The 24,331-nt window shown below is 69.9% G+C and carries 22 protein-coding genes; 12 read left to right on the top strand and 10 right to left on the bottom strand.

Features of this window, described 5'->3' with window-relative positions; translation table 11 throughout:
- Window positions 1-129: 129 nt before the first annotated feature.
- The gene (gene mscL, locus ACFY1U_RS41130) at window positions 130-588 is read left to right on the top strand and encodes a large conductance mechanosensitive channel protein MscL (protein ID WP_390699159.1); all 459 of its coding nucleotides are present in this window, start codon (window positions 130-132) and stop codon (window positions 586-588) included.
- A gap of 28 nt (window positions 589-616) precedes the next feature.
- Here mscL and ACFY1U_RS41125 read toward each other — a convergent pair whose 3' ends face one another.
- Window positions 617-799: a hypothetical protein gene (locus ACFY1U_RS41125; protein ID WP_390699158.1), complete on the bottom strand. Its 183-nt coding sequence runs from the start codon at window positions 797-799 to the stop codon at window positions 617-619.
- 140 nt (window positions 800-939) lie between these two features.
- On the opposite strand from ACFY1U_RS41125, the gene ACFY1U_RS41120 reads away from it, so the two are divergent.
- The 4 genes from ACFY1U_RS41120 to ACFY1U_RS41105 all read left to right on the top strand — a co-directional run bounded on the left by ACFY1U_RS41120 (window position 940) and on the right by ACFY1U_RS41105 (window position 5,579).
- On the top strand, window positions 940-2,196 hold the full coding sequence (locus ACFY1U_RS41120; protein ID WP_390699157.1) for a low temperature requirement protein A: 1,257 nt from the start codon (window positions 940-942) through the stop codon (window positions 2,194-2,196).
- Between the two features lie 38 nt (window positions 2,197-2,234).
- Complete coding sequence (locus ACFY1U_RS41115) at window positions 2,235-3,263, top strand: P1 family peptidase (protein ID WP_390699156.1); 1,029 nt, start codon at window positions 2,235-2,237, stop codon at window positions 3,261-3,263.
- A gap of 147 nt (window positions 3,264-3,410) precedes the next feature.
- A complete protein-coding gene (locus ACFY1U_RS41110; RefSeq protein ID WP_390699155.1) occupies window positions 3,411-4,664 on the top strand; it encodes an Ig-like domain-containing protein in 1,254 nt (417 codons plus the stop codon).
- Window positions 4,665-4,832: 168 nt separating this feature from the next.
- Window positions 4,833-5,579, top strand: a complete 747-nt coding sequence (locus ACFY1U_RS41105) for a DUF6227 family protein (protein WP_390699154.1) — start codon at window positions 4,833-4,835, stop codon at window positions 5,577-5,579.
- Between the two features lie 15 nt (window positions 5,580-5,594).
- Here ACFY1U_RS41105 and ACFY1U_RS41100 read toward each other — a convergent pair whose 3' ends face one another.
- From ACFY1U_RS41100 to ACFY1U_RS41080, 5 genes are all read right to left on the bottom strand, one after another.
- On the bottom strand, window positions 5,595-5,879 hold the full coding sequence (locus tag ACFY1U_RS41100) for a hypothetical protein (protein ID WP_390699153.1): 285 nt from the start codon (window positions 5,877-5,879) through the stop codon (window positions 5,595-5,597).
- A 137-nt stretch (window positions 5,880-6,016) separates the two neighbouring features.
- The gene (locus ACFY1U_RS41095) at window positions 6,017-8,104 is read right to left on the bottom strand and encodes a fructose-specific PTS transporter subunit EIIC (protein ID WP_390699152.1); all 2,088 of its coding nucleotides are present in this window, start codon (window positions 8,102-8,104) and stop codon (window positions 6,017-6,019) included.
- A 226-nt stretch (window positions 8,105-8,330) separates the two neighbouring features.
- Window positions 8,331-9,278 carry a 1-phosphofructokinase gene (gene pfkB / locus ACFY1U_RS41090; protein WP_390699151.1) on the bottom strand — a complete coding sequence of 316 codons (948 nt, stop codon included), beginning with the start codon at window positions 9,276-9,278 and terminating at the stop codon, window positions 8,331-8,333.
- 46 nt (window positions 9,279-9,324) lie between these two features.
- Window positions 9,325-10,086 (bottom strand): DeoR/GlpR family DNA-binding transcription regulator, encoded by a 762-nt coding sequence (locus ACFY1U_RS41085; RefSeq protein WP_390699150.1) that lies wholly within the window; start codon window positions 10,084-10,086, stop codon window positions 9,325-9,327.
- Between the two features lie 317 nt (window positions 10,087-10,403).
- Window positions 10,404-11,948, bottom strand: a complete 1,545-nt coding sequence (locus ACFY1U_RS41080) for an MFS transporter (RefSeq protein ID WP_390699149.1) — start codon at window positions 11,946-11,948, stop codon at window positions 10,404-10,406.
- A 61-nt stretch (window positions 11,949-12,009) separates the two neighbouring features.
- Here ACFY1U_RS41080 and ACFY1U_RS41075 point away from each other — a divergent pair, with 61 nt between their 5' ends.
- Entirely contained in the window at window positions 12,010-12,975 is a 966-nt protein-coding gene (locus ACFY1U_RS41075; protein ID WP_390699148.1) for a helix-turn-helix transcriptional regulator, read from the top strand.
- 497 nt (window positions 12,976-13,472) lie between these two features.
- On the opposite strand, the gene ACFY1U_RS41070 is transcribed toward ACFY1U_RS41075, so the two are convergent.
- Window positions 13,473-14,471, bottom strand: a complete 999-nt coding sequence (locus ACFY1U_RS41070) for an RNA polymerase sigma factor RpoD/SigA (RefSeq protein ID WP_390699147.1) — start codon at window positions 14,469-14,471, stop codon at window positions 13,473-13,475.
- A 195-nt stretch (window positions 14,472-14,666) separates the two neighbouring features.
- Between ACFY1U_RS41070 and ACFY1U_RS41065 the strand changes: the two genes are divergently transcribed.
- Window positions 14,667-15,185 carry a GNAT family N-acetyltransferase gene (locus ACFY1U_RS41065; protein ID WP_390699146.1) on the top strand — a complete coding sequence of 173 codons (519 nt, stop codon included), beginning with the start codon at window positions 14,667-14,669 and terminating at the stop codon, window positions 15,183-15,185.
- A gap of 19 nt (window positions 15,186-15,204) precedes the next feature.
- Here ACFY1U_RS41065 and ACFY1U_RS41060 read toward each other — a convergent pair whose 3' ends face one another.
- Complete coding sequence (locus ACFY1U_RS41060; RefSeq protein WP_390699145.1) at window positions 15,205-15,996, bottom strand: dioxygenase; 792 nt, start codon at window positions 15,994-15,996, stop codon at window positions 15,205-15,207.
- 97 nt (window positions 15,997-16,093) lie between these two features.
- Here ACFY1U_RS41060 and ACFY1U_RS41055 point away from each other — a divergent pair, with 97 nt between their 5' ends.
- Entirely contained in the window at window positions 16,094-16,633 is a 540-nt protein-coding gene (locus ACFY1U_RS41055) for a MarR family winged helix-turn-helix transcriptional regulator (protein WP_390699144.1), read from the top strand.
- A 113-nt stretch (window positions 16,634-16,746) separates the two neighbouring features.
- Here ACFY1U_RS41055 and ACFY1U_RS41050 read toward each other — a convergent pair whose 3' ends face one another.
- Both ACFY1U_RS41050 and ACFY1U_RS41045 read right to left on the bottom strand, forming a co-directional pair.
- Complete coding sequence (locus ACFY1U_RS41050) at window positions 16,747-18,288, bottom strand: MFS transporter (RefSeq protein ID WP_390699143.1); 1,542 nt, start codon at window positions 18,286-18,288, stop codon at window positions 16,747-16,749.
- Between the two features lie 174 nt (window positions 18,289-18,462).
- On the bottom strand, window positions 18,463-19,122 hold the full coding sequence (locus ACFY1U_RS41045; RefSeq protein ID WP_390699142.1) for a TetR/AcrR family transcriptional regulator: 660 nt from the start codon (window positions 19,120-19,122) through the stop codon (window positions 18,463-18,465).
- A 274-nt stretch (window positions 19,123-19,396) separates the two neighbouring features.
- Between ACFY1U_RS41045 and ACFY1U_RS41040 the strand changes: the two genes are divergently transcribed.
- The 4 genes from ACFY1U_RS41040 to ACFY1U_RS41025 all read left to right on the top strand — a co-directional run bounded on the left by ACFY1U_RS41040 (window position 19,397) and on the right by ACFY1U_RS41025 (window position 24,037).
- A complete protein-coding gene (locus tag ACFY1U_RS41040) occupies window positions 19,397-20,683 on the top strand; it encodes a M6 family metalloprotease domain-containing protein (RefSeq protein ID WP_390699141.1) in 1,287 nt (428 codons plus the stop codon).
- 69 nt (window positions 20,684-20,752) lie between these two features.
- Window positions 20,753-22,492, top strand: a complete 1,740-nt coding sequence (locus ACFY1U_RS41035; RefSeq protein WP_390699140.1) for an IclR family transcriptional regulator C-terminal domain-containing protein — start codon at window positions 20,753-20,755, stop codon at window positions 22,490-22,492.
- A 351-nt stretch (window positions 22,493-22,843) separates the two neighbouring features.
- The gene (locus ACFY1U_RS41030; RefSeq protein ID WP_390699139.1) at window positions 22,844-23,302 is read left to right on the top strand and encodes a hypothetical protein; all 459 of its coding nucleotides are present in this window, start codon (window positions 22,844-22,846) and stop codon (window positions 23,300-23,302) included.
- A gap of 12 nt (window positions 23,303-23,314) precedes the next feature.
- A complete protein-coding gene (locus ACFY1U_RS41025) occupies window positions 23,315-24,037 on the top strand; it encodes a hypothetical protein (RefSeq protein WP_390699138.1) in 723 nt (240 codons plus the stop codon).
- Window positions 24,038-24,331 lie beyond the last annotated feature (294 nt).

Below are 24,331 nucleotides of genomic sequence, written 5' to 3'. Positions count from 1 at the left end.
GCATCCTGCGCGGATTCCTGTCGAGTCCGCCTGCCGAGTCACCCGATCGGACAGGGCGGTCGCGCCGTGCCGTAGGTTGCGGAACTGTTTGTTCCCCAACCTGTGCGTGCGAGAAGAAGAGGACCCGAGGTGAGCAAGAAGAAGGAACCGAACATCTGGCAGGGCTTCAAGGCCTTCCTGATGCGCGGGAACGTCGTCGATCTGGCGGTGGCGGTCGTGATCGGCGCCGCGTTCACCAACATCGTGAACTCGGTGGTGAAGGGGCTCATCAACCCGCTGGTCGGGGCGATCGGCACCACGAACCTCGACAACTACAAGTCGTGCCTGAGCGCGTCGTGCCCGGGCAACCAGGGGGTCCAGCTCCTGTGGGGCTCGGTCCTCGGCGCCACCCTCAGCTTCGTGATCACCGCGGCCGTCGTCTACTTCCTGATGGTGCTGCCCATGGCGAAGTACCTCGCCCGCGTGGAGGCCCGCCGCAAGGCGCGGGAGGGCACCCACGAGGTGATCGAGGTAACCGAGCTGGAAGTACTGCAGCAGATCCGCGACGAGCTGGTCGCACAGCGCGAGGGAGGGCGCAACGGGCGGTAGGGCCTGTTCTGGTCGCGGCCCGCGCCGTTCAGAGGTGGTGGGGCGGCTTCTCGTCGAGGAAGCGCTTCAGGTCGGCCGCGGAGTCGCCCTCGGAGCCCGGTCGCTCGCCCCAGCCGCGGTCGGTGTCGTCCGAGGACTGCTGGTCCAGCGGGTCGTCGAAGATCAGCGCGGGCTTCGCGGCGCGCGGCTCGGGGGCGGGGGCGGAAGTCATGCCTCCAGGGTACGGCCCCGGGGGTGCGCGGCGACCGGGTCGCGCCGGTGGCCCGCCCGGCCTGCGGGCCGTGCGGCGTGCGGGCGGGCCGGTGGCCGCTGCCAAGGAATTCCCGCCGGTTATCTGCTGTGCTTGGTCCCATGACGACCAGCTCGACTCCCCCGCCCGCGTCCTCCGGCCCGCCGGCGGGCCGCCGACCACTGCGCAGGCTCGCGGCCCGGGGCCGCGAGGAGGCGCACCGCGTCGCCTCGCCGCTCGAGCTCTTCTTCGACCTGTGCTTCGTCGTGGCCGTCGCCCAGGCGGGCGTGGAGCTGGTGCACGCCATCGCCGAGGGGCACGCGGGCGAGGGGATCCTCAACTACGGGATGGTGTTCTTCGCCATCTGGTGGGCGTGGATGAACTTCACCTGGTTCGCCTCGGCGTACGACAACGACGACGTGCTCTACCGGATCGTGACCCTGGTCCAGATCGCCGGGGTGCTGGTGCTGGCGGCCGGGATCTCCCGGGCGTTCGAGAAGCACGAGTTCCTGGTGGTCTGGCTGGGCTATGTGATCATGCGGGTCGCCATGACGGCGCAGTGGCTGCGTGCGGCACGGTCGGCCGAGGGCGCCGAGCGGACCATGGCGCTGCGCTATGCCGCGGGTGTCTCACTGTGCATGATCGGCTGGCTCGGGCTGGTGGTGCTGCCGGTGGGCGCCCGGGGGTGGGTCTTCGTGGTGATGGCGGTCCTGGAGATGTGCGTGCCGCTGTACGCGGAGAAGGACCACCCCACGTCCTGGCATCCGCACCACATCTCCGAGCGATACGGGCTGTTCACGATCATCGTGCTCGGCGAGACCATCGCGGCGGCCACCGTCGCGGTGAAGTCGGGCATCGACGAGAACGACGCCCTGGGCGATCTGCTGCCCATCGCGGCGGGCGGGCTGCTGATCATCTTCGCCGCCTGGTGGATCTACTTCGCGGTGCCGATCCACGGCCATCTGCGCACCAATGGGCAGGCCTTCCTGTGGGGTTACGGCCACTACCTGATCTTCGCCTCGGCGGCCGCCGTCGGGGCCGGATTGGAGGTGGCGGTGGAGGAGGCGGTCGGCAAGGCGCACATCTCCACCCTGGAGGCGTCGGCGGCGGTGACCCTCCCGACGGCGCTGTATCTGCTCACCGTGTGGGCGCTGCACTCCCGCTACTACAAGGTGGGCATCGCCCAGCAACTGGTACTGCCGACCACGGCGTTGCTCGTGATCCTCTGCACCTTCCTGGGCCACTGGGCGGTGTTCGCGGCGGGCCTGGTGTCGGCGCTGGCGGTGGCGTCCGGGGTGGCGCTGGCGGCGCGCAGAGGCGCCGGGGAACGTGGGGCGAGCGGATCGAGCGGGCAGCGCGCGACGAGTCCGGTCGGCTGACGGGGCGCTGTCGTGCCGGGCCGGGCGAGACTGACCCCATGACAGTTGACGCATTGACGGACGTCACCGGAGTGCGGGTGGGCCACGCGACGCGCACCGGCGGCGGCTGGCTCACCGGCACCACGGTCGTCCTCGCCCCGGAAGGCGGCGCCGTCGCCGCCGTGGACGTGCGCGGCGGCGGTCCCGGCACCAAGGAGACCGACGCGCTCGACCCGCGCAACCTCGTGCAGAAGGTCGAGGCGATCGTACTGACCGGCGGCAGCGCGTACGGGCTCGACGCGGCCTCGGGGGTGATGGCCTGGCTGGAGGAGCAGGGGCGCGGGGCGCGCGTCGGGGTGGATCCGCGGCATGTGGTCCCGGTGGTGCCCGCCGCCTGCGTCTTCGATCTCGGGCGGGGCGGCGACTTCCGGGCCAGACCCGATGCCGCCACCGGCCGGACGGCGGTCGAGGCGGCCGCGGCGAGCGAGGCCGGGGCACGGGTGCAGGAAGGGTGCGTGGGCGCCGGCACCGGGGCCGCCGTGGGGCCGATGAAGGGCGGGGTCGGCACCGCGAGCACGGTGCTCGGCTCGGGGGTCACGGTGGCCGCCCTGGTCGTGGCCAACGCGGCCGGATCGGCGATGGATCCGGAAACGGGGGTTCTGTACGGGGAGTTGTTCCAGGGGCGGGTGAACTACCCCGAGCCACACGTCCACGAGGCCGCGCGCGGCCGTCTCGCCGAGACCGCCGCGAAGAACGTGCTCCCCCCGCTGAACACCACGCTCGCCGTGGTCGCCACCGACGCGGACCTCTCCAAGGCGCAGGCGCAGAAGCTCGCCGGAACGGCACACGACGGCATCGCGCGCGCCGTACGGCCGGTGCACCTGCTCAACGACGGCGACACGGTGTTCGCCCTGGCGACCGGAGCGCGCCCGCTCGACGCCGGGCACCCCCTCGCGCTGAACGAGATCCTCGCGGCGGGCGCGGACCTGGTGACGCGGGCGATCGTACGGGCCGTGCGCGCCGCCGACCCGGTGCACGGGCCCGGCGGGATGTGGCCCTCGTACGAGGAGTTGTACGGGAGTCGGTAACAACAGGGCTGCGTTCGCACGTGATTGTCCCGGTTCTGTCACGTGATCGCGTTCATCGCGGACGGAGGGAACCCCAAGGGCCGCCGAATCCCTCCTTTCACACGCACTGGAACGGACAACGCACATCACACGAACCTGGAGCAGCCCGTGACAACGCCGGACATTGCAGCGCGGCGCGTACGCGTACTGGGAGCCTGTGCCGCCCTGATGGTCGGCGCCCTCACCCTGACCGCCTGCGGCGGCAACGCCAACGCCAACTCGTCGGGCTCCTCGGGCTCCGCGGGCTCCGCGAGCGACAGCAAGGGCGAGAGCTCGTCCAAGACGTCGACGGCGAAGATCGTCATCTCGGCGAAGGACCGCTCGACCAACGCGTCGATCAACTCGACCGGCGTGAAGGTCAGCGACGGCAGGCTGACCGACGTGAAGATGACGGTGGCCGGGTCGGGTCAGGCGGTTCCGGGTTCGATATCCGCGGACGGCGGGGTGTGGAAGCCCGAGGAGCAGCTGGAGCGCGGGACGAAGTACCAGATCTCCGCAACCGCGAAGGACGGCAGCGGCCGTACGGCGGCCGCGAACTCGATCTTCACCACCGTCACTTCGGCCAACAGCTTCATCGGGACGTACACGCCGGACAACGGGACGACGGTCGGTGTGGGGATGCCGGTGTCGTTCGACTTCGACAAGGTGATCAGCGACAAGAAGGCCGTGCAGTCGCACATCACGGTCACCTCCAGCAGCGGGCAGAAGGTGGTCGGGCACTGGTTCGGGGCGCAGCGGCTCGACTTCCGGCCCGAGGAGTACTGGAAGGCCGGCTCCAAGGTCACGATGAAGATCGACCTGGACGGCGTCGAGGGCGCGAACGGCGTCTACGGGGTGCAGAAGAAGACCGTCGCCTTCACCATCGGGCGCTCGCAGGTCTCCACGGTGGATGTGAAGACGCAGACCATGACGGTCGTGCGGGACGGCCAGACCCTCAAGTCGGTGCCGATCTCTTCCGGCAGCCCGGAGCACACGACGTACAACGGGCAGATGGTGATCTCCGAGAAGTTCCAGCAGACCCGGATGGACAGCCGGACGGTCAACCTGGGCGGCGAGTACAACATCCCGGACGTACCGCACGCGATGCGCCTGACGAACACCGGCACGTTCATCCACGGCAACTACTGGTACGACAAGGGCAATCCGCCCTTCGGTCGCCAGGGCACCAGCCACGGCTGCGTCGGGCTCGCGGACGTGCAGGGCGCCCAGGGCGCCACGAACGCCAAGTGGTTCTACGACAACTCACTCATCGGGGACGTCGTGATCGTCAAGAACTCCCCGGACAAGACGGTCGCCCCCGACAACGGGCTGAACGGCTGGAACATGCCGTGGAGCGAGTGGACGGCGGGAAGCGCCGCGTAATCGCCGTCTGAGCAGCGACTTCTGACAGATCGTCGGGCCGTGTGGGAACTTCTCACACGGCCCGCGCGTTTTCCGTGCGTACGTTTTCTCGGTTCCCGGACATGATGTCCGACCGAGGGGCTACGGTATGCACCCACAAGGTGACATGCAGCAACGCCGGGAGAAACCTTGAGCGTTCCGTACGAGACGGCAGCGTACGAACCAGCCGAGTCGCCCGAGTCTCCGGAGGAGCATCTCGAGCGACTCCTCGGCCGTGCCCTGAACTCCTTCGAGCTGCCGGACGAGACGATACGGCAGCTGGACTGCGCGCTGGCGTACGACAGTTCGCTGCACTCCGCGCACCACAGCGCCGGGCTGCACCGCGAGACGTACCGGCACACCTGGCTGCTGGTCGACGGCTCGGCGCTCACGCTGTGGGAGCTGGTGCACAACACCGCGCCGGGCAGCCTCGCGCAGCACGAGGTGTACGTCGACGAGGAGGAGCTGCGTGCGGCCACCTCGCGGCTGCCGCTGTCTCCGGACGCCCCGGACTTCGAGCTTCCGGTGACGGTGCAGCTGTCGCCGGTCCCGGCGCCGCGGCACGCGTATGTGCCGGACGACTCCGCGGATCACGCGCGCCGGCTGCTGCGCCGCGCGGAGAACCCGGACCGGCCGGGCGCGGAGACGGCCGCGCTGCTCGCGACGGCGTTCGCGCACCAGATCACGCAGGCTTTCGGGCGCCCGTGCCGGGCGGGGCGGGCCGGGCTGTGCTTCTCGCTCTACGAGCACGCGTTCCTGCTGCGTGACGGCGTGGAGGTCTCCCTGTGGGAGGTCGAGCACACGGCGACGCCCGACGGGCGGCACATGTGCGAGGTGTACGTCAGCGAGGACGCGGCCCGGGACGCGATGGAGCGGCGGGCGGCGCAGGTCTCCTGACCGCCGGCCGGTCCGTCAGCGGCGGTCGCTGAGCTGTCGTACCAGGCCCGCGAAGGCGTCCTGCTCCGTCGGCGTCAGTTCGACGTACTCCAGATGGGGAGGGAACTGCCGCTGGTGCGGAAGGGCCCGCAGGGGGGTGCGGCCGGTGTACCAGAGGGTGCGGAGGGTGAGCCGCAGGCTGCCGGCACCGGATCGGCCGCGACGCATCCGGCCGACCAGGCCGAGCGTCCAGACGACGGCCGCGAAGGCGAGGACGGCCAGGCCCAGCGACTGGAGGATCGAGACGTGCTCATCGGGCATGCCCACCAGTAGACACCACGGTCCGGGACTTTGGCCCCGGACCGTGATGTATCTCGCAGTCTTCGCAGGTACGGCACATGCCCCTCAGCTGCACTGATCCACTCACAGTGCACCAAAGGGGCATGCGGGCCTCGGAGTCAGGCGGCCACCGGCTGCTTCGCCTGGGCCGTCGCCGTCGAGGTGTCGCCCGTCGTGCCGGAGTTCACGGCCCCGGGCGCCGTCTTGCGCATGCCCTTCAGGAAGACCACCAGCGTGGCGGTGACGCACACGCCGACCGCGATGGCGATCAGATAGAGGAAGGCGTTGCCGATCAGCGGGACCACGAAGATGCCGCCGTGCGGGGCGCGCAGGGTGGCGCCGAAGGTCATCGACAGGGCTCCGGTGATCGCGCCGCCCACCATCGAGGAGGGGATGACGCGCAGCGGGTCGGCCGCGGCGAAGGGGATCGCGCCCTCGGAGATGAAGGAGGCACCCAGCACCCAGGCGGCCTTGCCGTTCTCACGCTCGGTCTCGGTGAAGAGCTTGCCGCGGACCGTGGTGGCCAGCGCCATCGCGAGCGGCGGGACCATGCCGGCGGCCATCACCGCGGCCATGATCTTCATCGCGGAGTCGCTCGGGTTGGAGACCGCGATACCGGCCGTGGCGAAGGTGTACGCGACCTTGTTGACGGGGCCGCCGAGGTCGAAGCACATCATCAGGCCGAGCAGCAGGCCGAGCAGGATGGCGTTGGAGCCGGAGAGGCCGTTCAGCCAGTCGGTCATGCCCTTCTGGGCGGAGGCGATGGGCTTGCCGACCACGACGAACATCAGGAACCCGACGATCGCCGAGGAGATCAGCGGGATCACCACCACCGGCATGATGCCGCGCAGCACCGCCGGGATGTTGATCTTCTGGATCGCCATCACCACACCACCGGCGAGCAGACCGGCGACGAGGCCGCCGAGGAAGCCCGCGTTGATGGTGGAGGCGATCATGCCGCCGACGAAGCCGGGGACCAGGCCCGGCCGGTCCGCCATGCCGTAGGCGATGTAGCCCGCCAGGACCGGGACCAGGAAGCCGAAGGCCACGGCGCCGATCTGGAACATCAGGGCGGCCCAGCTGTCCGTCTGCGTCCACACGAAGTGGTCCATGACCGACGGCGCCGACTTGATCTTGTAGCCGCCGATCGCGAACCCGAGGGCGATCAGCAGACCGCCGGCCGCGACGAACGGGACCATGTAGCTCACACCGGACATCAGCCACTTGCGCAGCTTGGTGCCGTAGCCCTCGCCGGACTCACCGGCGCGCTCGACCGGGGTGCCGGGCGCGGTCCCCGCGGTCACCTCACCGCGCTCGGCCTTGCCGCGCACCTCGGTGATCAGTTCGCCGGGGCGGTTGATGCCCGCCTTCACGCCGACGTCGACGGTCGGCTTGCCGGCGAAGCGTTCCTTCTCCCGCACGGGCACGTCGTGCGCGAAGATCACGGCGTCCGCCGCGGCGATGACGGCCGGGTCGAGCCGGGTGAAGCCGGCCGAGCCCTGCGTCTCGACGGTGACCTCGACGCCCGCCTCGCGGCCCGCGTTCTCCAGTGATTCGGCCGCCATGTATGTGTGCGCGATGCCGGTCGGACAGGATGTGACGGCGACGATACGGAAGGGGCGCTCGTCCGCGGCGGGGGCGCCCGACGCCGGGGCGGACGCGTCCTCGACGCTCGCTCCCGGCGCCGGGGCCGTACTGCCCGCTGCAGCGTCGGCGGAGGCCGCCCCCGACGCCGCAGCGGAGTCTTCGGAGCCGGCCGCGGCCGGCTCGTCCCCGCGGATCAGTGCGGCCGCGGCCGCCGCGTCGCCCGCCGACCGCAACGCGTCGGTGAACTCGGCGTTCATCAGCTGCCGGGCCAGCGACGACAGGATCGTGAGGTGGGCGTCGTCGGCGCCGGCGGGGGCCGCGATCAGGAAGATCAGGTCGGCGGGGCCGTCCGCCGCGCCGAAGTCGATGCCGGCGGCGCTGCGCCCGAAGGCGAGCGTCGGCTCGGTGACGTGCTCGCTGCGGCAGTGCGGGATGCCGATGCCGCCGTCGAGGCCGGTGGGCATCTGTGCCTCGCGGGCGGCCACGTCGGCGAGGAAGCCGTCCAGGTCGGTCACCCGGCCCAGGGCCACCATGCGCTCGGCGAGGGCACGCGCCGCCGCTTCCTTCGTATCGGCGGACAGGTCGAGGTCGACCAGGTCCGCGGTGATCATGTCGCTCATCGCGGGCTCCTTCGCACGCGTATCGCCCGGGGGGTGAGGTGGGCGGGGGTGGGGACGGGGGTGCTGCGGGGGGTGGGATCAGTGGGGGTGGAGGCGGGGCCGGGGAAACCCCGCCTCCGGTCGGCCGCGAGGAGTAACGGGGAGCCTCGCCGCCTTCGCGCTCCACTGCCTGCGCCGATGTGCGGCTCCGCCGCGGGGTCGCGATGCGCCGTCTTTCGCCTGTACGTCATGACACCGGCTCCTCAAGTACACGATCCACCGGCACGTCGGCCGTCACCGTCACCGCCGCGGGATCCAGGTCCCGCGGCGTCGGCATCACGCTGCCCGGCAGCTGGACGGCCGCCGCGCCGTGTGCGACCGCCGAGGCGAGGGCCTCGGGGCCGCTGCCGCCGGCGATCAGGAATCCGGCCAGCGAGGAGTCACCGGCACCCACATTGCTGCGGACGACGTCCACGCGCGCGCTGCCGAACCAGACGCCCGAGGCGTCCACGAGCAGCTGCCCGTCGGCGCCCAGGCTCGCGAGGACGGCGCGCGCGCCCATCTCACGCAGTTCCTCGGCCGCCTTCACGGCGTCGCCCACCGTGAACAGGGGGCGCCCGACGGCCTCAGCGAGTTCCTCGGCGTTCGGCTTCACCACGTCGGGCTGCTCGCGCAGCGCCTCGATCAGGGCGGGCCCGGAGGTGTCCAGGGCGATCCGCGCGCCCCCGGCGTGCACCCGGGCGACGACATCGGCGTACCAGGCCGGCGCGAGACCCCGGGGCAGGCTCCCGCAGCAGGCGATCCAGTCCGCGTCGGGCGACTGCCGGTGCACGGTGTTCAGCAGCAGCTCCTGCTCCTGGGCCGACAGCTCGGGACCGGGCGCGTTGATCTTCGTGAGCACCCCGTCCGCCTCCGCGAGCGCGATGTTCGAGCGGGTGGCCCCGGCGACCGGGACCGGCGCGACCTCGATGCCCTGCGCGTCGAGCAGCTCGGCGACGAGCGCGCCGGGCGCGCCGCCCAGGGGCAGCACCGCGACCGTGCGCCGCCCGGCGGCCGCGACCGCACGCGAGACGTTCACGCCCTTGCCGCCCGGGTCCATGCGTTCTCCGGTGGCGCGGATGACCTCGCCACGGTGGAAGGCGGGGACCTCGTAGGTGCGGTCCAGGGACGGGTTCGGGGTGACGGTGAGGATCATGCGCACTCGTTTCTACGGATACAACACACAGCACTTCCGTGCCGCTCTACACACACAGCACTTCTGTGCCGCCGCGCTCGATGGCGGTGGAGTCTTCCGGGCTCAGTCCGCTGTCGGTGATCAGCAGGTCCACGTCACTCAGGTCGCCGAAGCGGGCGAAGTGCTCCTGGCCGTGCTTGGAGGAGTCGGCGAGCAGCACCACGCGGCGGGCCGCGGCCACCGCCGCACGCTTGACCGCGGCTTCGGCGAGGTCGGGGGTGGTCAGGCCGTGGTCGGCGGAGAAGCCGTTGGCTGCCACGAACAGCACGTCCGCCCGGATCTCGCTGTAGGCCCGCAGCGCCCAGGCGTCCACGGCGGCGCGTGTACGGTGCCGTACGCGTCCCCCGACGAGGTGGAGCTGGATGCCGGGGTGGTCCGCGAGGCGGGCCGCGATCGGCAGGCTGTGCGTGACGACGGTGAGGGATGCCTCCAGGGGGAGCGCGGCGGCGAGCCTCGCCACCGTCGTACCCGCGTCGAGGATCACCGTGCCCTCGCTCGGCAGCTCGCTCAGGGCCGCCTTGGCGATGCGGTCCTTCTCGTCGGTAGAGGTGCTCTCGCGCTCGGCGAGGTCGGGCTCGAAGTCGAGCCGCCCGGCCGGTATGGCACCGCCGTGCACCCGCCGGACGAGCCCCGCACGGTCGAGGGCCTTCAGGTCCCGGCGGATCGTCTCCGCCGTCACCTGGAACTCCTCGGCCAGCGACACCACGTCCACCCGCCCGCCGTCACGGGCGAGCCGGAGGATCTCCTGCTGCCGCTCCGGTGCGTACATGTCCGTTCACCTCCGACCTCATGCCCGAACTTGTGGTTTCACTCGGAGGCTACGCCCGGATTTCCGGAAAGTAAACAGGTTCGGGCGCCACTCGGACACAAACGGGCATCGATGGCAGATGCACGAGATCTATGGCAGATACACGAGATCTGCTGAGGACCGCGCCACCAACCCGCGTGCCCGGGCGGACGCCGGCGGAACAGGGCGGCCGCCCACAGGCCGACCTGCGGATCGAGCAGTACGGTGCGAACGGCCTCGGGGGCGGGGATCACCCAACACCCTGCCCTCGCACAGAGTCGGGGCAGGGTGTCAGGGCGCTAGCGGACCGAAGCGAGATCCCCCTGGCGTGCGGGGGCGTCCTGCGTGCCCCCGGCGCGCAGCTCGGCCGCATCGGCCTCCTTTGTCTGCTCCCCCACCTCTCCGGCCCGTTTCGGCAGAGCGAACATCAAGACGAAGATGATCCCCATCACCGCGGCGACCCACCCCAGCGCGTGCTGGAAGGCGTTCACGAACGCCGGGCCCACCTCGGACCGCGTCAGCCGGTCGCCGATCTCCCCGAAGAACACCACCGACACCAGCCCGAGCCCCAGCGCGTTGCCCATCTGCTGCACGGTGTTGATGAGCCCCGATGCCGAGCCGGCGTGCTCGCGCGGCACGTCCGACAGCACCGCGTCCGTCAGCGGGGCCACGATCAGGCCCATGCCGACGCCCATCACGACCAGGGGCAGCGCCATCTGCCAGGAGGCGATGGCCAGGCCGTAGCGGCCGGACTCCCAGATGTAGAGCAGGACGCCCGCGGCCATGAGCAGCGCACCCGCCTGGAGCACCTTGCGGCCGAAGCGCGGCACCAGCTTCTGCACGGACAGCCCTGCCGCCGTGGAGACGGAGATCGAGAACGGCACCCCGGTCAGCCCCGCCCGCAGCGGGCTCCAGCCCAGCCCGGTCTGCATGTACATCGTCCACACCAGGAAGAACACCCCGAGCGCGATCCCGAAGACCGTCTGCACCGCGATACCGGCCGCGAAGCTCTTCACCCGGAACAGCGAGAGCTCCACCAGCGGAGACCCGTCCCGTACGGCCTTGCGCCTCTCGTACGCCACCAGCACCGCGAAGACGACGAGCGCACCGGCCATCGAGACGTACCCCCACAGCGGCCAGCCCAGCTCACGGCCGCGGGTCAGCGGGTAGAGCAGCATGGTCAGACCGAGGGTGACCAGGGCTACCCCGACCAGGTCCAGCTTCAGCGCCCGAGGTGCCTTCGACTCGGTGATGAAGCGGCTGCCGAGGACCAGGCCCGCGATGCCGACCGGGAGATTGATGAGGAAGATCGGCCGCCATTCCAGACCCCACAGGTTCCACTCCGTCAGCAGCGCGCCGAGCAGCGGGCCCGAGACCGCCCCGAGCCCCACGATCGCGCCGAACAGGCCGAACACCTTGCCCCGCTCGTGCGCCGGGAAGGTGGCGTGCACGATCGACAGAACCTGCGGCACCATCATCGCGGCCATACCGCCCTGCAGGATCCGGGAGGCGACCAGCATCTCCGGGTTCGCGGCGAAGCCGCACAGCGCGGAGGCGAGGGTGAACCCGCCGATGCCGACGAGGAACAGCCGTTTGCGGCCATGGATGTCGCCGAGGCGTCCGCCGGTGATCAGCCCCGCGGCGAAGGCGAGCGCGTAGCCGGCGGTGATCCACTGGATCTGGCCGACGGAAGCGCCGGCGTCCCGCTGGATCGACGGGATCGCGATGTTGACGATCGTGACGTCGACGAGGTCCATGAAGGCCGCGGTCATCACGATGGCGAGGGCGAACCAGCGCCTGCGGTCGCCGGAGGCGGGAACGGATGGGATCTCGGTGGAGGTCATACCCCGAAGCTAGACCTCTAGTAGGTCAGATCGTGTCCTAGTTCTGCGGCATGCTCTCACCATGACGACGGACACCCCGGCCCGACTCCTCCAACTCCTCTCCCTCCTCCAGACTCCCCGCGAATGGCCGGGCGGTGAGCTCGCCGAACGGCTGGGCGTGTCGCGGCGCACGGTGCGGCGGGACATCGACCGGCTGCGCGAGCTCGGGTATCCGGTGCAGGCGACCCTGGGCGCCGAGGGCGGCTACCGGCTGGTGGCGGGGAAGGCGATGCCTCCGCTCGTACTGGACGACGAGGAGGCCGTGGCGATCGCGGTCGGGCTCAGGGCGGGTGCCGGGCACGCCCTGGAGGGCGTGGACGAGGCGTCCGTACGGGCCCTGGCCAAGCTGGAACAGGTGCTGCCCTCCCGCCTGCGCCACCGCGTCTCCACGCTCCAGGCCGCGACCACACCGCTGACCAGCGGGGACGGGGCGAGCATCGCGCCCGAGACGCTGACCGTCATGGCGTCCACGGTGGCCGGGCACGAGCGTCTGCGCTTCGCCTACCGCGCCGGCGACGGCACCGAGTCACGGCGCCTGACGGAGCCGTACCGCCTCGTCTCGACCGGCCGCCGCTGGTACCTCGTCGCCTACGACCTCGACCGCGCCGACTGGCGCACGTTCCGCGTCGACCGTGTGAGCGACCCCTTCGCAACCGGCGCCCGGTTCGCCCCGCGGGAGCTGCCGACCGGAAACGCGGCGGAGTTCCTGCGCCGCTCGATGCAACGACACCAGGAGTCGTACGACTTCGAGGTCACCTTCGCCGCCCCCGCGGAAACCGTCGCGACCCGCATCCCGTCCTGGCTGGGCACCCCGGAACCGATCGACGACCACACCTGCCGCCTACGGGGCCGGACGAGCGACGCGGCGGACTGGCTGGCGGTCCGGCTGGCGCTCCTGGGCCACGAGTTCACGGTACGGGAACCACCTCAACTGGTGGAGAGCGTACGAGAGCTGGGGGGACGGCTCGTACGGGCCGGGGGCGGGTGAGCGCTCCGAAGGGGCGCGGGGCCGTATCGGTGGAGGAGGGACCGGCTCCCATAGGGCGGGTTAGCGAAACGTGACGACTGTATGGCAGAGTGTCACGCCGCGGGACACACATGACGGCGGGCCACCCCAGTGTTCAGGTCTGGGGTGGCCCGCCGTCATCTGTGTCCGTCCCGGCGGGATCCCAGCACGCCCACGAAAGAGAACCGGGCCCCGGCGCCCGGGGGGAGGGGCGCCGAAGCCCGGCTCAGGAAAGTCCCGCCGCCGGGGGGGGATGTGCGTCGGGACTTGGTCCGGTGGTGGCAGTGGTCCGGTCGTTCAGGGGGCGGGATGATGCCGCCGAACTCGTGTGCCCTGAAGTCTTGTTCCCTGGTTCTGGCGGTTGAAGCGGCGTTGAACCGCCATGTTTGCGCGGTCTTTCGCCACCCGGCGTGCGCGGCCGGCGGCGCGTACGCCACCCGGCTCTCACCGTGTGCCGTACGCGCCCCCGTGACCGCTCGTCAGGCCGCCGCCTCGAAGCCCGTGTCGCGTGCCAGCTTCTTCAGCTCCAGCAGGGCGTGCTTCTCGATCTGCCGGATCCGCTCGCGGGTCAGGCCGTGCTCCTTGCCGACCTCCGTCAGGGTGCGCTCGCGGCCGTCGTCGATGCCGTAGCGCATCTTGATGATGGACGCCGTGCGCGGGTCGAGGCGACCGATGAGGTGGTCGAGTTCCTCGCTGCGGAGCAGCGTGAGGACGGACTGCTCGGGGGAGACCGCGGAGGTGTCCTCGAGCAGGTCGCCGAACTGGGTCTCGCCCTCGTCGTCCACCGCCATGTTCAGCGAGACCGGGTCGCGGGCCCAGTCCAGGACGTCGATCACACGGTCCGCGTTCGAGCCGAGCTCGGCGGCGATCTCCGTGGGCTCCGGGTCGCGGCCGTGCTCGCGGTTGAACTCCCGCTGCACACGGCGGATCCGGCCCAGCTCCTCCACCAGGTGGACGGGCAGGCGGATGGTGCGCGACTGGTCCGCTATCGAGCGGGTGATCGCCTGACGGATCCACCAGGTCGCGTACGTAGAGAACTTGAAGCCCTTGCGGTAGTCGAACTTCTCGACCGCGCGCACCAGACCGGCGTTGCCCTCCTGGATCAGGTCGAGCAGGGGCAGACCGCTACGGGGGTAACGGCGCGCCACGGCCACGACCAGGCGGAGGTTGGAGCGGATGAAGATGTCCTTGGCGCGCTCGGCGTCGGCCACGAGGGCTTCGAGCTCCTCGCGGGTGGCCTCGGCCTTGGACTCCTCGTACCCGTCGAGAACCTGTCGCGCGAACACACCCGCCTCGATGATCTGGGACAGCTCGACCTCCTTGGCGGCGTCGAGCAGCGGTGTGCGCGCGATCTCGTCGAGGTACATGCCGACCAGGTCACGGTCGGCGATCTCGCCGGCGTGGGCGCGAACACTGCTTGCCGCGTCGGCCGTCTCGCCGGTGGCGGACTTACGACGGGCGACGGCACGGGTTGCCATGCGTGCTCCCTTGCGATGGTGGGCTGGCGGGTGGTCTCTCAGACGCCGGACACTCGCCTTCGAGTGCCGCTGAGCACTTTGGTCGGGTGCCCTGCATCCGATGGAAACAACGACTGGAATCCGGACAGAATTCCCAACCCGCCCCCCAATTTTTCTGATCATGCAGTACCCTGTCCGGCCACAGAGGGAGGCCCGATGGTGTCGGAGCGTACAGAGGTGCAGGTCAGACCGGGAGCCGAGGAGGACCTCGACGCTCTCACCGACATCTACAACCACTACGTACGTGAGACGCCCATCACATTCGATACCGCCGTCTTCACTCCGGAAGAGCGTCGTCCTTGGCTGCTCTCCCACCCTGTAGACGGGCCGCACCGGCTGATGGTTGCCACGGATACGGACACACAGGAAATTCTGGGCTACGCCACATCCAGCCCTTACCGCGCGAAACCGGCCTACGGGACGTCGGTCGAGGTCACGGTGTACGTGGCCCCGCACGCGGGCCGCCGGGGCATCGGCACGCTGCTGTACAAGGCGCTCTTCGAGGCCCTGGCGGAGGAGGACCTGCACCGCGCCTACGCGGGCATCGCACAGCCCAACGAAGCGTCCACGCGGCTGCATGAACGCTTCGGGTTCCGCCACGTCGGCACCTACCGGGAGGTGGGCCGGAAGTTCGGCAGGTACTGGGACGTCGCCTGGTACGAGAAGGAGCTGTAGCCCCCAGGGCCTCGCAGCCTCAGCCGAACTGCACCGACCGCTTCGCCATGCCCATCCAGAAGCCGTCGATCACGGACTTCTGCGCGTCCAGCTCACCGGTGACGTCCGCCGCGCCCATGGTCACGAACAGCGGGGCGAAGTGCTCGGTGCGGGGGTGGGCGTAGCGGCCGGCCGGGGCCTTGTGGAGGAAGTCCAGCAGGCCGTCCCAGTCCCGGGCCTCCAGCGCCCTGCGGCCCCAGTCGTCGAACTCCGAGGACCAGCTCGGCACTCCCCCGCCCGTGTGCCGCAGCGCGGCCAGGTTGTGCGTGAAGAAGCCGGAGCCGACGATCAGCACGCCCTCGTCGCGCAGCGGCGCGAGCTTGCGGCCGATCTCCATCAGCTTCACCGGGTCGAGGGTCGGCATCGAGATCTGCAGGACCGGGATGTCGGCGGCCGGGAACATCTCCACGAGCGGGACATAGGCGCCGTGGTCGAGGCCGCGGTCGGGGATGTCCTGCACGGGTATGCCCGGAGCGCGCAGCAACTTCCGTACGGACTCGGCGAGTTCGGGGGCGCCCGGGGCCTCGTACTTCACCTGGTAGTAGTGCTCGGGGAAACCCCAGAAGTCGTAGACGAGCGGGATCGTCTCCACCGCGCCCAGCGCGAGCGGGGCCTCCTCCCAGTGGGCGGAGACCATGAGGATCGCCTTGGGGCGCGGCAGGCCGGCGGACCAGGCGGCGAGTTCCCCGGGCCAGATCGGGTCGTCCGCGAGCGGCGGCGCACCGTGGCTGAGATAGAGGGCGGGCATGCGCTCCTGAGTGACGGCGGACATGACAGCGACTCCCAATGCTTGAACTCTCAAACTCCCTGATTCAGAGCATACGCCCAAATTGTTTAATTTTCAAGGAGAGCTCTCGTACGATGGATACATGAATACGGCACCCACATCCGCTGAAGAAGCATCCGCAGCGGCGAAACCCGCCGAGCAGACCCGCTGGCTCACCGACGACGAGCAGCGCATCTGGCGCTCCTACCTGCACGCCACCATGCTTCTCGAGGACCATCTCGACCGCCAGTTGCAGCGGGACGCGGGCATGCCTCACATCTACTACGGGCTGCTGGTCGGTCTCGCCGAGGCCCCGCAGCGGCGGCTGCGGATGACCGAGCTGGCGATGAAGTCGAAGATCACCCGGTCCCGTCTCTCGCACGCGATCGCGCGGCTGGAGAAGAACGGCTGGGTGCGGCGCGAGGACTGCCCCTCCGACAAGCGGGGCCAGTTCGCGGTGCTGACGGACGCGGGCGCCGAGGTGCTGGCGCGGACCGCGCCGGGCCATGTGACGGCCGTACGGCAGGCGGTGTTCGAGCGGCTCACCCCACAGCAACAGGAGACCCTCGGCGAGATCATGGAGATCGTCGCCGAGGGCCTCCAGCCCGCCGATGCGGGCGCGGACCTGCCCTGGCTCCGCTGAGCCGCTCACTCAGGGAGCCAGGGCAGTTCCTGGGGCCGTACGCGGGAGGCGTCCCCTTCCTCCTGCGTACGGATGGTTCCGAATTCCGAAGGGGTACGGCCGGACGGCCGCCGTCAGTGGGCGACCACCGGGACGGCCAGCTCGTCCTCGACGCCGTCCTCGGAGCCAGTCACCGTGGTCGAGCCGGGGCTGCCGGCGTTGACGAGGGTCCCGACGATCACGGCAGCGAGCACCAGCATGCCGACGGCGAACCAGATCGCGTTGGTGTAGCCGTGCACCGCACCCTGCATCTGGACCAGCTGCGCCTGCGACTTGGAGGTCGCGGTCGCAATGTGGTCCTTGATGTACGAGGTCGTCGCGGAGGCGGCGATCGTGTTCAGCAGGGCCGTACCGATCGCGCCGCCCACCTGCTGCGAGGTGTTGACCATCGCGGAGGCGACACCGGCGTCACGGGGCTCGACGCCCAGGGTGGCCAGGGACATGGCGGGCATGAACGCCGTACCCATGCCGAGACCGAGCAGCAGCATCGACGGCAGGATCAGCGAGGCGTACGACGAGCCGATCTCAAGCTGGGTCAGGAAGAACATGCCGCCCGCGGCGACCAGGAAGCCGGGGCCCATCAGCGTCCGGGCCGGGACCCGGGTCATCAGCCGGGCGCCGATCTGGGTGGAGCCGACCATCATGCCCGCGATCATCGGCAGGAAGGCGAAACCGGTCTTGATGGGCGAGAAGCCCTTGATGACCTGCAGGTAGTAGGTCAGGAAGAGGAACGTGCCGAACATCGCGATGATGGCGATGCCGAGGGAAAGGTATATGCCGCCGCGGTTGCGGTCGGTGACCACCCGCAGGGGCAGCAGCGGGGCCTTGACCCTGGCCTCGGTGACGACGAAGGCGATCAGCAGGACGGCCGACGCGACGAACAGGGAGACGGTCGTGGTGTCGCCCCAGCCGTCCGACTCGGCGCGGGTGAAGCCGTAGACCAGCGAGACCAGGCCGAGGGTGGAGAGCAGGACGCCCGGGATGTCGAGCGGGTTGCGGTTGCGGCCGCCCTCCGGCTCACGGATGACGAAGTACGCGCCCAGCGCGGCCACGATGGCGAACGGGATGTTGACGAAGAACGTCCAGCGCCAGTCCATGTACTCGGTGAGCACGCCACCGAGGATGAAGCCGACGGCGCCACCGCCACCGGCGATCGCACCGTAGATGCCGAACGCCTTGGCGCGCTCCTTGGCGTCCGTGAACATCACGGCGAGCAGGGACAGCGCGGCGGGCGCGAGCAGCGCGCCGAAGGCACCCTGGAGGGCACGGGCGCCGAACATCATGGCGCCGGTGGTCGCCGCACCGCCGAGCGCGGAGGCGGCGGCGAAGCCGACCAGACCCACGACGAAGGCGCGCTTGCGGCCCCACAGGTCGGCGATCCGGCCGCCGAACAGGAGCAGGCCGCCGAAGGCGAGGGCGTAGGCCGTGACGACCCACTGCCGGTTGCCGTCCGAGATGCCCAGGTCGGTCTGGGCGGACGGCAGGGCGATGTTCACGATGGTCGCGTCGAGCACGACCATCAGCTGGGCGAGCGCTATGAAGACGAGCGCTTTCCAGCGATTGGCGTCGCCGGTGTTCTCGACGGCGCCTGAAGCCTTTGAGGCTGTTGCAGACATGGGGGTACCCACTTCGGGACTTCGTGACGGAAAAAGGCGTCTTACGGGGACGGCTCGTCTACGGGCTTCCGGCGACGGCCGGTGAGTCGGTGATGTGGTGCGTCGGTGAGATTCGGTAAGTCGGTGATTCGGTAAGTCGGTGATGCGGTGTAGTGACTGGCTTGGGGTGCGGAACTAATCGCAGGGCCGGCGCAGATCCTCCACGGTCACGGGTGTGCCCGGCAGGACCGAGCGGGCCGGGGCCCGCAGTCCGTCCAGGAACAGCTGCAGATGGCGGTGTACGAAGCGGTCGCTGACCAGGCAGTCGGTGCCGGCCGGGGGCCGGCTGAGCTGCGCCACGACGATCATGAGGTCCCCGACGGCGACGTCGGGGCGGAGCTGCCCGGCCTCCTTGGCGCGGTCCATCAGCTCGTTGACGGTCTGCTCGACCCGCTCACGGGCCGCTTCGAGATCGGGATGGTTCTTGTCGAAGGTGCTCTGGACCATCGGGCACAGCGCGCTGATCCGCTCGTCGGCGGCGGTGTGCACAAAGCGCTCGAGCGCCTCGAAGGCGTCCCCGGCCTCGGCGAGCGCGAGCTCGGCCGCCTCCGACGTCCGGTCCATGACGGAGCAGACGACCTCGCGGACGAGCGCGTCGCGGTCGGGGAAGTTGCGGTACACCGTGGCGTTGCCCACGCCGGCCCGGCGGGCGATCTCGTCGAGCGGCACCTCGGGGCCGAACTCGGTGAACATCTCCCGGGCGGCGGCGACGATCCGCTCCCGGTTGCGCAGGGCGTCGGCGCGCGGCCGGGCCACCTTGCGCTGCGGGGCCTTCACGGTCGTCGTGGCGGTCACGGTGTGCTCCTCGGTGAGAGTTGCTGCGAGCAGTCGGTGGTGCTGCGATCCGGGGAGTCACTCCCCGTTTCATTCGGACACCTGACTAAACGGGGAGACGCTCCCCGCTTATTTCAGGTTGACGGAAAGATTCGATGTGACCTGAGTCACACCACTCTGGCTCCTGAACCCCACGTTCGGGCTCCTCCAGCGCGCGCCCGCGCAGCCCCCCGATCAGGGTGATCGAAAGGGCGCAGTCCGATGCCGCCGGCTGCCATGGACGAAGGACGCGTGCATGCAGCTCTGCCGTGGGATACGTCCACGCCGCGCGGCCGCCCTCGCGTCCGTGACCGTCCTGACGTTCGCGGTCAGCACCTCGGCCGGCACCGGACATCTGACGGCGCCCTCCACGGCGGCCGGTGCGGGCCCGATCGCGTCGGCTCGCAGCGCCGCACTGAGCCCCTGCATGATCAAAGGCGGTCACGCCGTCCAGCTGTCGGAGGGCGTCCCGACCGGCGCCGGCTACTCCCGCTCCACGGGCACCGTCCACGCCCTGACCCTGATGGTCGACTTCTCCGACGCACCCGGCCACGGCAACGCCCTCGACCGCTTCCACGAGTTCTTCCCGAAGACCCGCCAGTGGTTCCGCACCGCCTCCTACGGCCGTCTGGACTACCGCCCCGAGACCCCCGTCCCGCACTGGCTGCGCATGCCGAAGCCGTTCAAGGCGTACGGCATAGAACGCGGCGCCCCCTTCGACTCCGGCTACCGCGAGCTCGTCCAGGACATCGTGAGCGCCGCCGACCCCGAGGTGAACTTCCAGGAGTACGACTTCCTGAACGTGCTGGTGACCCCGAACGCCGGCCCGTCCGCCCTGGACACGGTCCTGTCGGTGACCTTCGCCGGCAACACGGAGGCACCGGTCGCCGACGGCGTCCCCGTCACCAACGCCTCGTTCGTCTACTCCCGCCAGGACGACGGCTCCGGCTCCTACGGCAGGACCGGCTACCGGGTGCTGCCGCACGAGAACGGCCATGTCTTCGGCCTGCCCGACCTGTACACCCAGGCGGGCGGCGGCGCCGTCGGCCACTGGGACATCATGAGCGAGGACTGGGGGGCCAACAACGACCTGCTCGGCTGGCACAAGTGGAAGCTCGGCTGGCTGGACCCGTCCCAGGTCAGCTGTGCCTCGCGGCACGGCACCACGGAGCACACGCTGACGCCGCTGGAGCGCGCGGGCGGCCCGAAGCTGGTCTTCGTACCGCTCAGCAGCCACACCGGGTACGCCATGGAGGTACGCACCCACGCGGGCAACGACGAGGCCGTGTGCCGCCCGGGCGTACTGATCTACAAGGTGGACGCAGGCGTGGACACCGGGATGGGACCGGTGAAGGTCTACGACTCCCGGCGCGACAGCGGCGGCTGCACCCGCAGCCCCAACGTCCAGGCGGAACTCTCGGACGCCCCCTTCATCCCCGGCGAGGTCTTCAAGGACCCGAAGCACGGGATCCGCATCACGGTGGCGGGGACGGACGGCTCCGGAAGCTCCCGCAGCTACCGGGTGCTGGTGACCCGGCGGTGAGCGGCCCGCGATGCACCGGGGTTCTCCGCATTACGGTAGGCATGCCCCGACCGCCGTACCGGAGACCCGATGCCCGCGAAGCCCACGATGGACGCCGACGCCGCTTCTCCCGACGTACGGGCCGCGCCGTCCGCCGTACCGGCCGACGGCTCTTTTGACGTACCGGCCGACGGCTCTTTTGACGTACCGGCCGAGGCGGTCGCGCCGCTCATCCGCGGGGTCGCCGTGCTGCGACGACTGACCGAGGCCGGCGGGACGCTGAGCCCGAGCGCCCTGGAGCGGGCCACGGGCCTCGCCCGTTCCACGGTCGACCGGATCACCGCCACCCTCGCGCGTATGGGATACGTCCGCCTCGACGGCCGGGACGTGATCCTGACCCCCCGCCTGATGGAACTGGGCAACGCCTACCTCTCCGCCCTGCGGCTGCCCGCCCTGCTGGACGCACGCGCCGACGCCCTCGCCGACGAACTGGACGAATCCGTGTCCCTTGCGGTCGCCGACCGCGACGGCATCCGCTTCATCCACCAGGCCACCCGCCGCCGCGCGATGTCCCTGAGCTTCCGCATCGGCGACCTGCTGCCGGCCGAACGCACCGCGCCGGGCGCCCTGTTCGCAACGGAGTGGACGCAGAACGACTGGCGGGATTGGCGACAGCGCAGAGCTGCGGACCCGGAGGGCACACTCTTCCCGGCCGTACCCCACCCCCAACATCCCTCCCCCGACGAGGACTTCGAGCGACGGGTGACCGAATCCGCCACGAGCGGCTGGGCCTTGGACGACCAGCTGATCGAACCGGGCCTGGTCGCGGTGTCCGTCCCCGTACGGGACCCGCGCACCGGCCGTATCGCCTGCGCGGCGAACGTGGTGAGCCACACCAGCCGGCACACCGCCGCGGACCTGCGCGACACCCTGCTCCCCCGGCTGCGGGCGGCGGTACGGGTGATGGAGGACGACCTGCGCGAGGTACCGCCGCCCCAGCCGTCCGCCGCGCCCTCCGGCCTCGCGACCTGGACCGGTGCGTCGAAGCAGGAACTGGGCCGGGAGTTCGTCGAGTCCCTGGCCCGCGGCCTGACGGTCCTGACGGCCTTCGGCGAGGGCCGCGCCGCCCTGACCCTGACGGAGGTGGCAAAGGCAACGGGCCTGGCCCGCGCGACGGCCCGCCGAGCCCTGATCACCTACGAACACCTGGGGCTGGTCCGGGCACAGGACCGCACCTTCGCCCTCACCCCCCGAGTCCTTTCCCTCGGCTTCCCGCCCCTCTCCCGCACGTCCCTCCCCGAGATCGCGGCCCCCCACATGGCCGAACTGGCCCAGAGGGTCCACGAGTCGACGTCCCTGGCCGTGCTCTCGGGCAACGAGATCCAGTACACGGCCCGCGTCGCCACGAGCCGCATCATGAGCGTGAACATCACGGTGGGCACCCGACTGCCGGCCTACGCGACCTCGATGGGCCGCGTACTGCTGTCGGACCTCCCCCCGTCCGACCGCCCCCTCCCCTCCCCTCTCCGCCCGCTCACCCCCCGCACCCTGACCGACCCGGAGACCCTCACCCGCGTCCTCGCCGAGGTCCGGTCCCAGGGCCACGCCCTGGTGGACGAGGAACTCGAGGAGGGCCTCCGCTCGATCGCGGTCCCGGTCCGCGACCGCACGGGCCGAGCGGTCGCCGCCCTGAACGTGGCCATGCACGCGGCCCGCCACACGCCCGAGGAGTGCGAACGGGACATCCTGCCCCACCTCCGCGCCACGGCGACCCGCATCGAGCAGGACCTCCACATGGCAGGCCGCTTCACCCGGGTGCCGACGTCCTGACCCCCACACCCCCACCGAGCAGATCCGGTACGCTGACGCCTGTGGCCTTCACGGTCACGACCCCGCCTTCGTGGGATGTGTGGGAAATTCCATCGCCGCAGGTCAGGCCTGGTGGTGTGCGAGGCCTCAAAACGCGGCAGCCCCGAATCCCAAACGCCGTTTCAGCGTTTTCGCAGCTCATGGCGTGCGTGCAGTGTGCAATGCAGCGCCCGTATTCGGTGCAACCTGTGCACAGCGGCGGGGGCAGGCAGCCACGACACACGGCACACATCTGACGCTGCCCGAGTGAACCTGTCAGCCATAAAGTCCCACCCTGTTGCTACTTAAGTAGCGAGACGGCAGCCTGACCGCATGGCAACCTCCCACGCCCCCTCGGTCCCCGACCGCCGCGTCCTCCTACTGCTCCTGGACGACCAGGATCGCCTGATGCTGTGCGGCGGCTGCTGCGGCGGCTGGACGGTCCCGCAGGCGCTGCTCGGCGCCGGCGCTGATTTCAAAGATGGTGCCGCTCAATATCTCGCCGAGCGATTTCACATCACGAATCCTCGCTTCGGATCCGTTTACGGTGTTCACGAAACACTGGGGTCCGACTGCTGGGAACATGACCAGCGAACTGTTTCCCATGTTTTCATCGTGAGGATCAGCGTGAAAGAGTCGGACTCGTTTCAGGAGATGTCTTTGTCACACGCCCGGTGGGAAATCAGCGAACTCAGAAGTCGGCATCGAGACATCTCACCTGAAGGCGTGGTCCTTCTGATCGCCGGATACCTGGAAGGCTGGCTTCCCGACGGTCCTATCTCGCTCTATTGACCTGGAGGCTACATGTCTCTGCACGCCATTGAAATCATCCTGACTCGGACCGTCAGCGGAGTCGAACTCAAAGCCGCGCGACGGATCAGCCGTATGCCCATGGCATCGTCGCACGACGGCAAAAGCATCGCCGTTCTCGTGTCGGCACCCGACGAGAAGCTTGCCATCAGAAAGGTTTGGAGACGCCTTCAGGAATCGCTTCCCATTGACGTACTGTGCACTCTCTTCCCCGGGCCGGACGGGTTGCTGCAGATGAGCATTCCCTTCGCGCCAGGGGTAAAGAGGCGACTCCACGCATGGGCCAAGGCGTCAGGGAAGAGCACGGAGGAGTTCTTGAGCCAAGCGATCAAAGACGCGTTGGCCCGTGATCGTTCCACGGAGACGGCTCGTCAGGAATGTGCACTGAATTTCCTGCTCCATACCTGCTCTTGGCTGGATTCACCACTGAGCGACACGAACCGCATCCCAGTTTCAAGGCTGCCAGCATCACTCGGTGAGCTGGTCCGAAGGACCTCCAGGGCCGGCACACTCATTGTCTTCACCGACATCACCGGGCCCATCGCCTCACTGATCAGCGAGCGAGAGTTGAGGGAACTCGAAGACACGCTCGCGATTGCGGAATGTGAACAACGGAAGGCCAACTCCTCATCCGTCATGCCGCACGACGAAGCGATCCAGGAGAGGCCAGCCAACGACGGGACTGGGAAGTTGGGGGAGCATCATGAAACTGGCTGAGTCCCGCGTCCTGGTGCGCGGCGACCGGCAGTAGCACTGTCGCCGCGCTGTTGGGCCGTCTGGCGGCCCCATCACGGTGAACGGCTCATCGTATGGACCAGGGTGCACCGTGCGATCGGCACCGGACGTGGCGCCCTCGATCACTGTTTCAGTTGACAACGATGCCAACGAGACCGAATAGGGAGATCCGAACGGTTTCACTGAGCTTTTTCAGCGGTGCCTCTCCAGGGTGAGGATGGCGGCTGCGATTGACGACAGTCGGTTCGGGCTGCACCGGGCTTTGCGGAAGATCCG

Source organism: Streptomyces sp. NPDC001351 (assembly GCF_042896045.1).
Taxonomy (GTDB): Bacteria; Actinomycetota; Actinomycetes; order Streptomycetales; family Streptomycetaceae; genus Streptomyces.
Note: the sequence above shows the minus strand (reverse complement) of the source record. Positions and strands in the feature narration are given on the sequence as shown.

Bases quoted from the DNA above. Each gene is read 5' to 3' on its own strand.
- ACFY1U_RS41095 (WP_390699152.1), bottom strand. From the start codon at position 8,104: ATGAGCGACATGATCACCGCGGACCTGGTCGACCTCGACCTGTCCGCC.
- ACFY1U_RS41055 (WP_390699144.1), top strand. From the start codon at position 16,094: ATGAATACGGCACCCACATCCGCTGAAGAAGCATCCGCAGCGGCGAAA.
- ACFY1U_RS41050 (WP_390699143.1), bottom strand. From the start codon at position 18,288: ATGTCTGCAACAGCCTCAAAGGCTTCAGGCGCCGTCGAGAACACCGGC.
- ACFY1U_RS41030 (WP_390699139.1), top strand. From the start codon at position 22,844: ATGGCAACCTCCCACGCCCCCTCGGTCCCCGACCGCCGCGTCCTCCTA.
- ACFY1U_RS41040 (WP_390699141.1), top strand. From the start codon at position 19,397: ATGCAGCTCTGCCGTGGGATACGTCCACGCCGCGCGGCCGCCCTCGCG.
- ACFY1U_RS41100 (WP_390699153.1), bottom strand. From the start codon at position 5,879: ATGCCCGATGAGCACGTCTCGATCCTCCAGTCGCTGGGCCTGGCCGTC.
- ACFY1U_RS41125 (WP_390699158.1), bottom strand. From the start codon at position 799: ATGACTTCCGCCCCCGCCCCCGAGCCGCGCGCCGCGAAGCCCGCGCTG.
- ACFY1U_RS41070 (WP_390699147.1), bottom strand. From the start codon at position 14,471: ATGGCAACCCGTGCCGTCGCCCGTCGTAAGTCCGCCACCGGCGAGACG.
- ACFY1U_RS41065 (WP_390699146.1), top strand. From the start codon at position 14,667: ATGGTGTCGGAGCGTACAGAGGTGCAGGTCAGACCGGGAGCCGAGGAG.
- ACFY1U_RS41115 (WP_390699156.1), top strand. From the start codon at position 2,235: ATGACAGTTGACGCATTGACGGACGTCACCGGAGTGCGGGTGGGCCAC.
- pfkB (WP_390699151.1), bottom strand. From the start codon at position 9,278: ATGATCCTCACCGTCACCCCGAACCCGTCCCTGGACCGCACCTACGAG.
- ACFY1U_RS41035 (WP_390699140.1), top strand. From the start codon at position 20,753: ATGCCCGCGAAGCCCACGATGGACGCCGACGCCGCTTCTCCCGACGTA.
- ACFY1U_RS41025 (WP_390699138.1), top strand. From the start codon at position 23,315: ATGTCTCTGCACGCCATTGAAATCATCCTGACTCGGACCGTCAGCGGA.
- ACFY1U_RS41060 (WP_390699145.1), bottom strand. From the start codon at position 15,996: ATGTCCGCCGTCACTCAGGAGCGCATGCCCGCCCTCTATCTCAGCCAC.
- ACFY1U_RS41120 (WP_390699157.1), top strand. From the start codon at position 940: ATGACGACCAGCTCGACTCCCCCGCCCGCGTCCTCCGGCCCGCCGGCG.
- ACFY1U_RS41075 (WP_390699148.1), top strand. From the start codon at position 12,010: ATGACGACGGACACCCCGGCCCGACTCCTCCAACTCCTCTCCCTCCTC.
- ACFY1U_RS41080 (WP_390699149.1), bottom strand. From the start codon at position 11,948: ATGACCTCCACCGAGATCCCATCCGTTCCCGCCTCCGGCGACCGCAGG.
- ACFY1U_RS41085 (WP_390699150.1), bottom strand. From the start codon at position 10,086: ATGTACGCACCGGAGCGGCAGCAGGAGATCCTCCGGCTCGCCCGTGAC.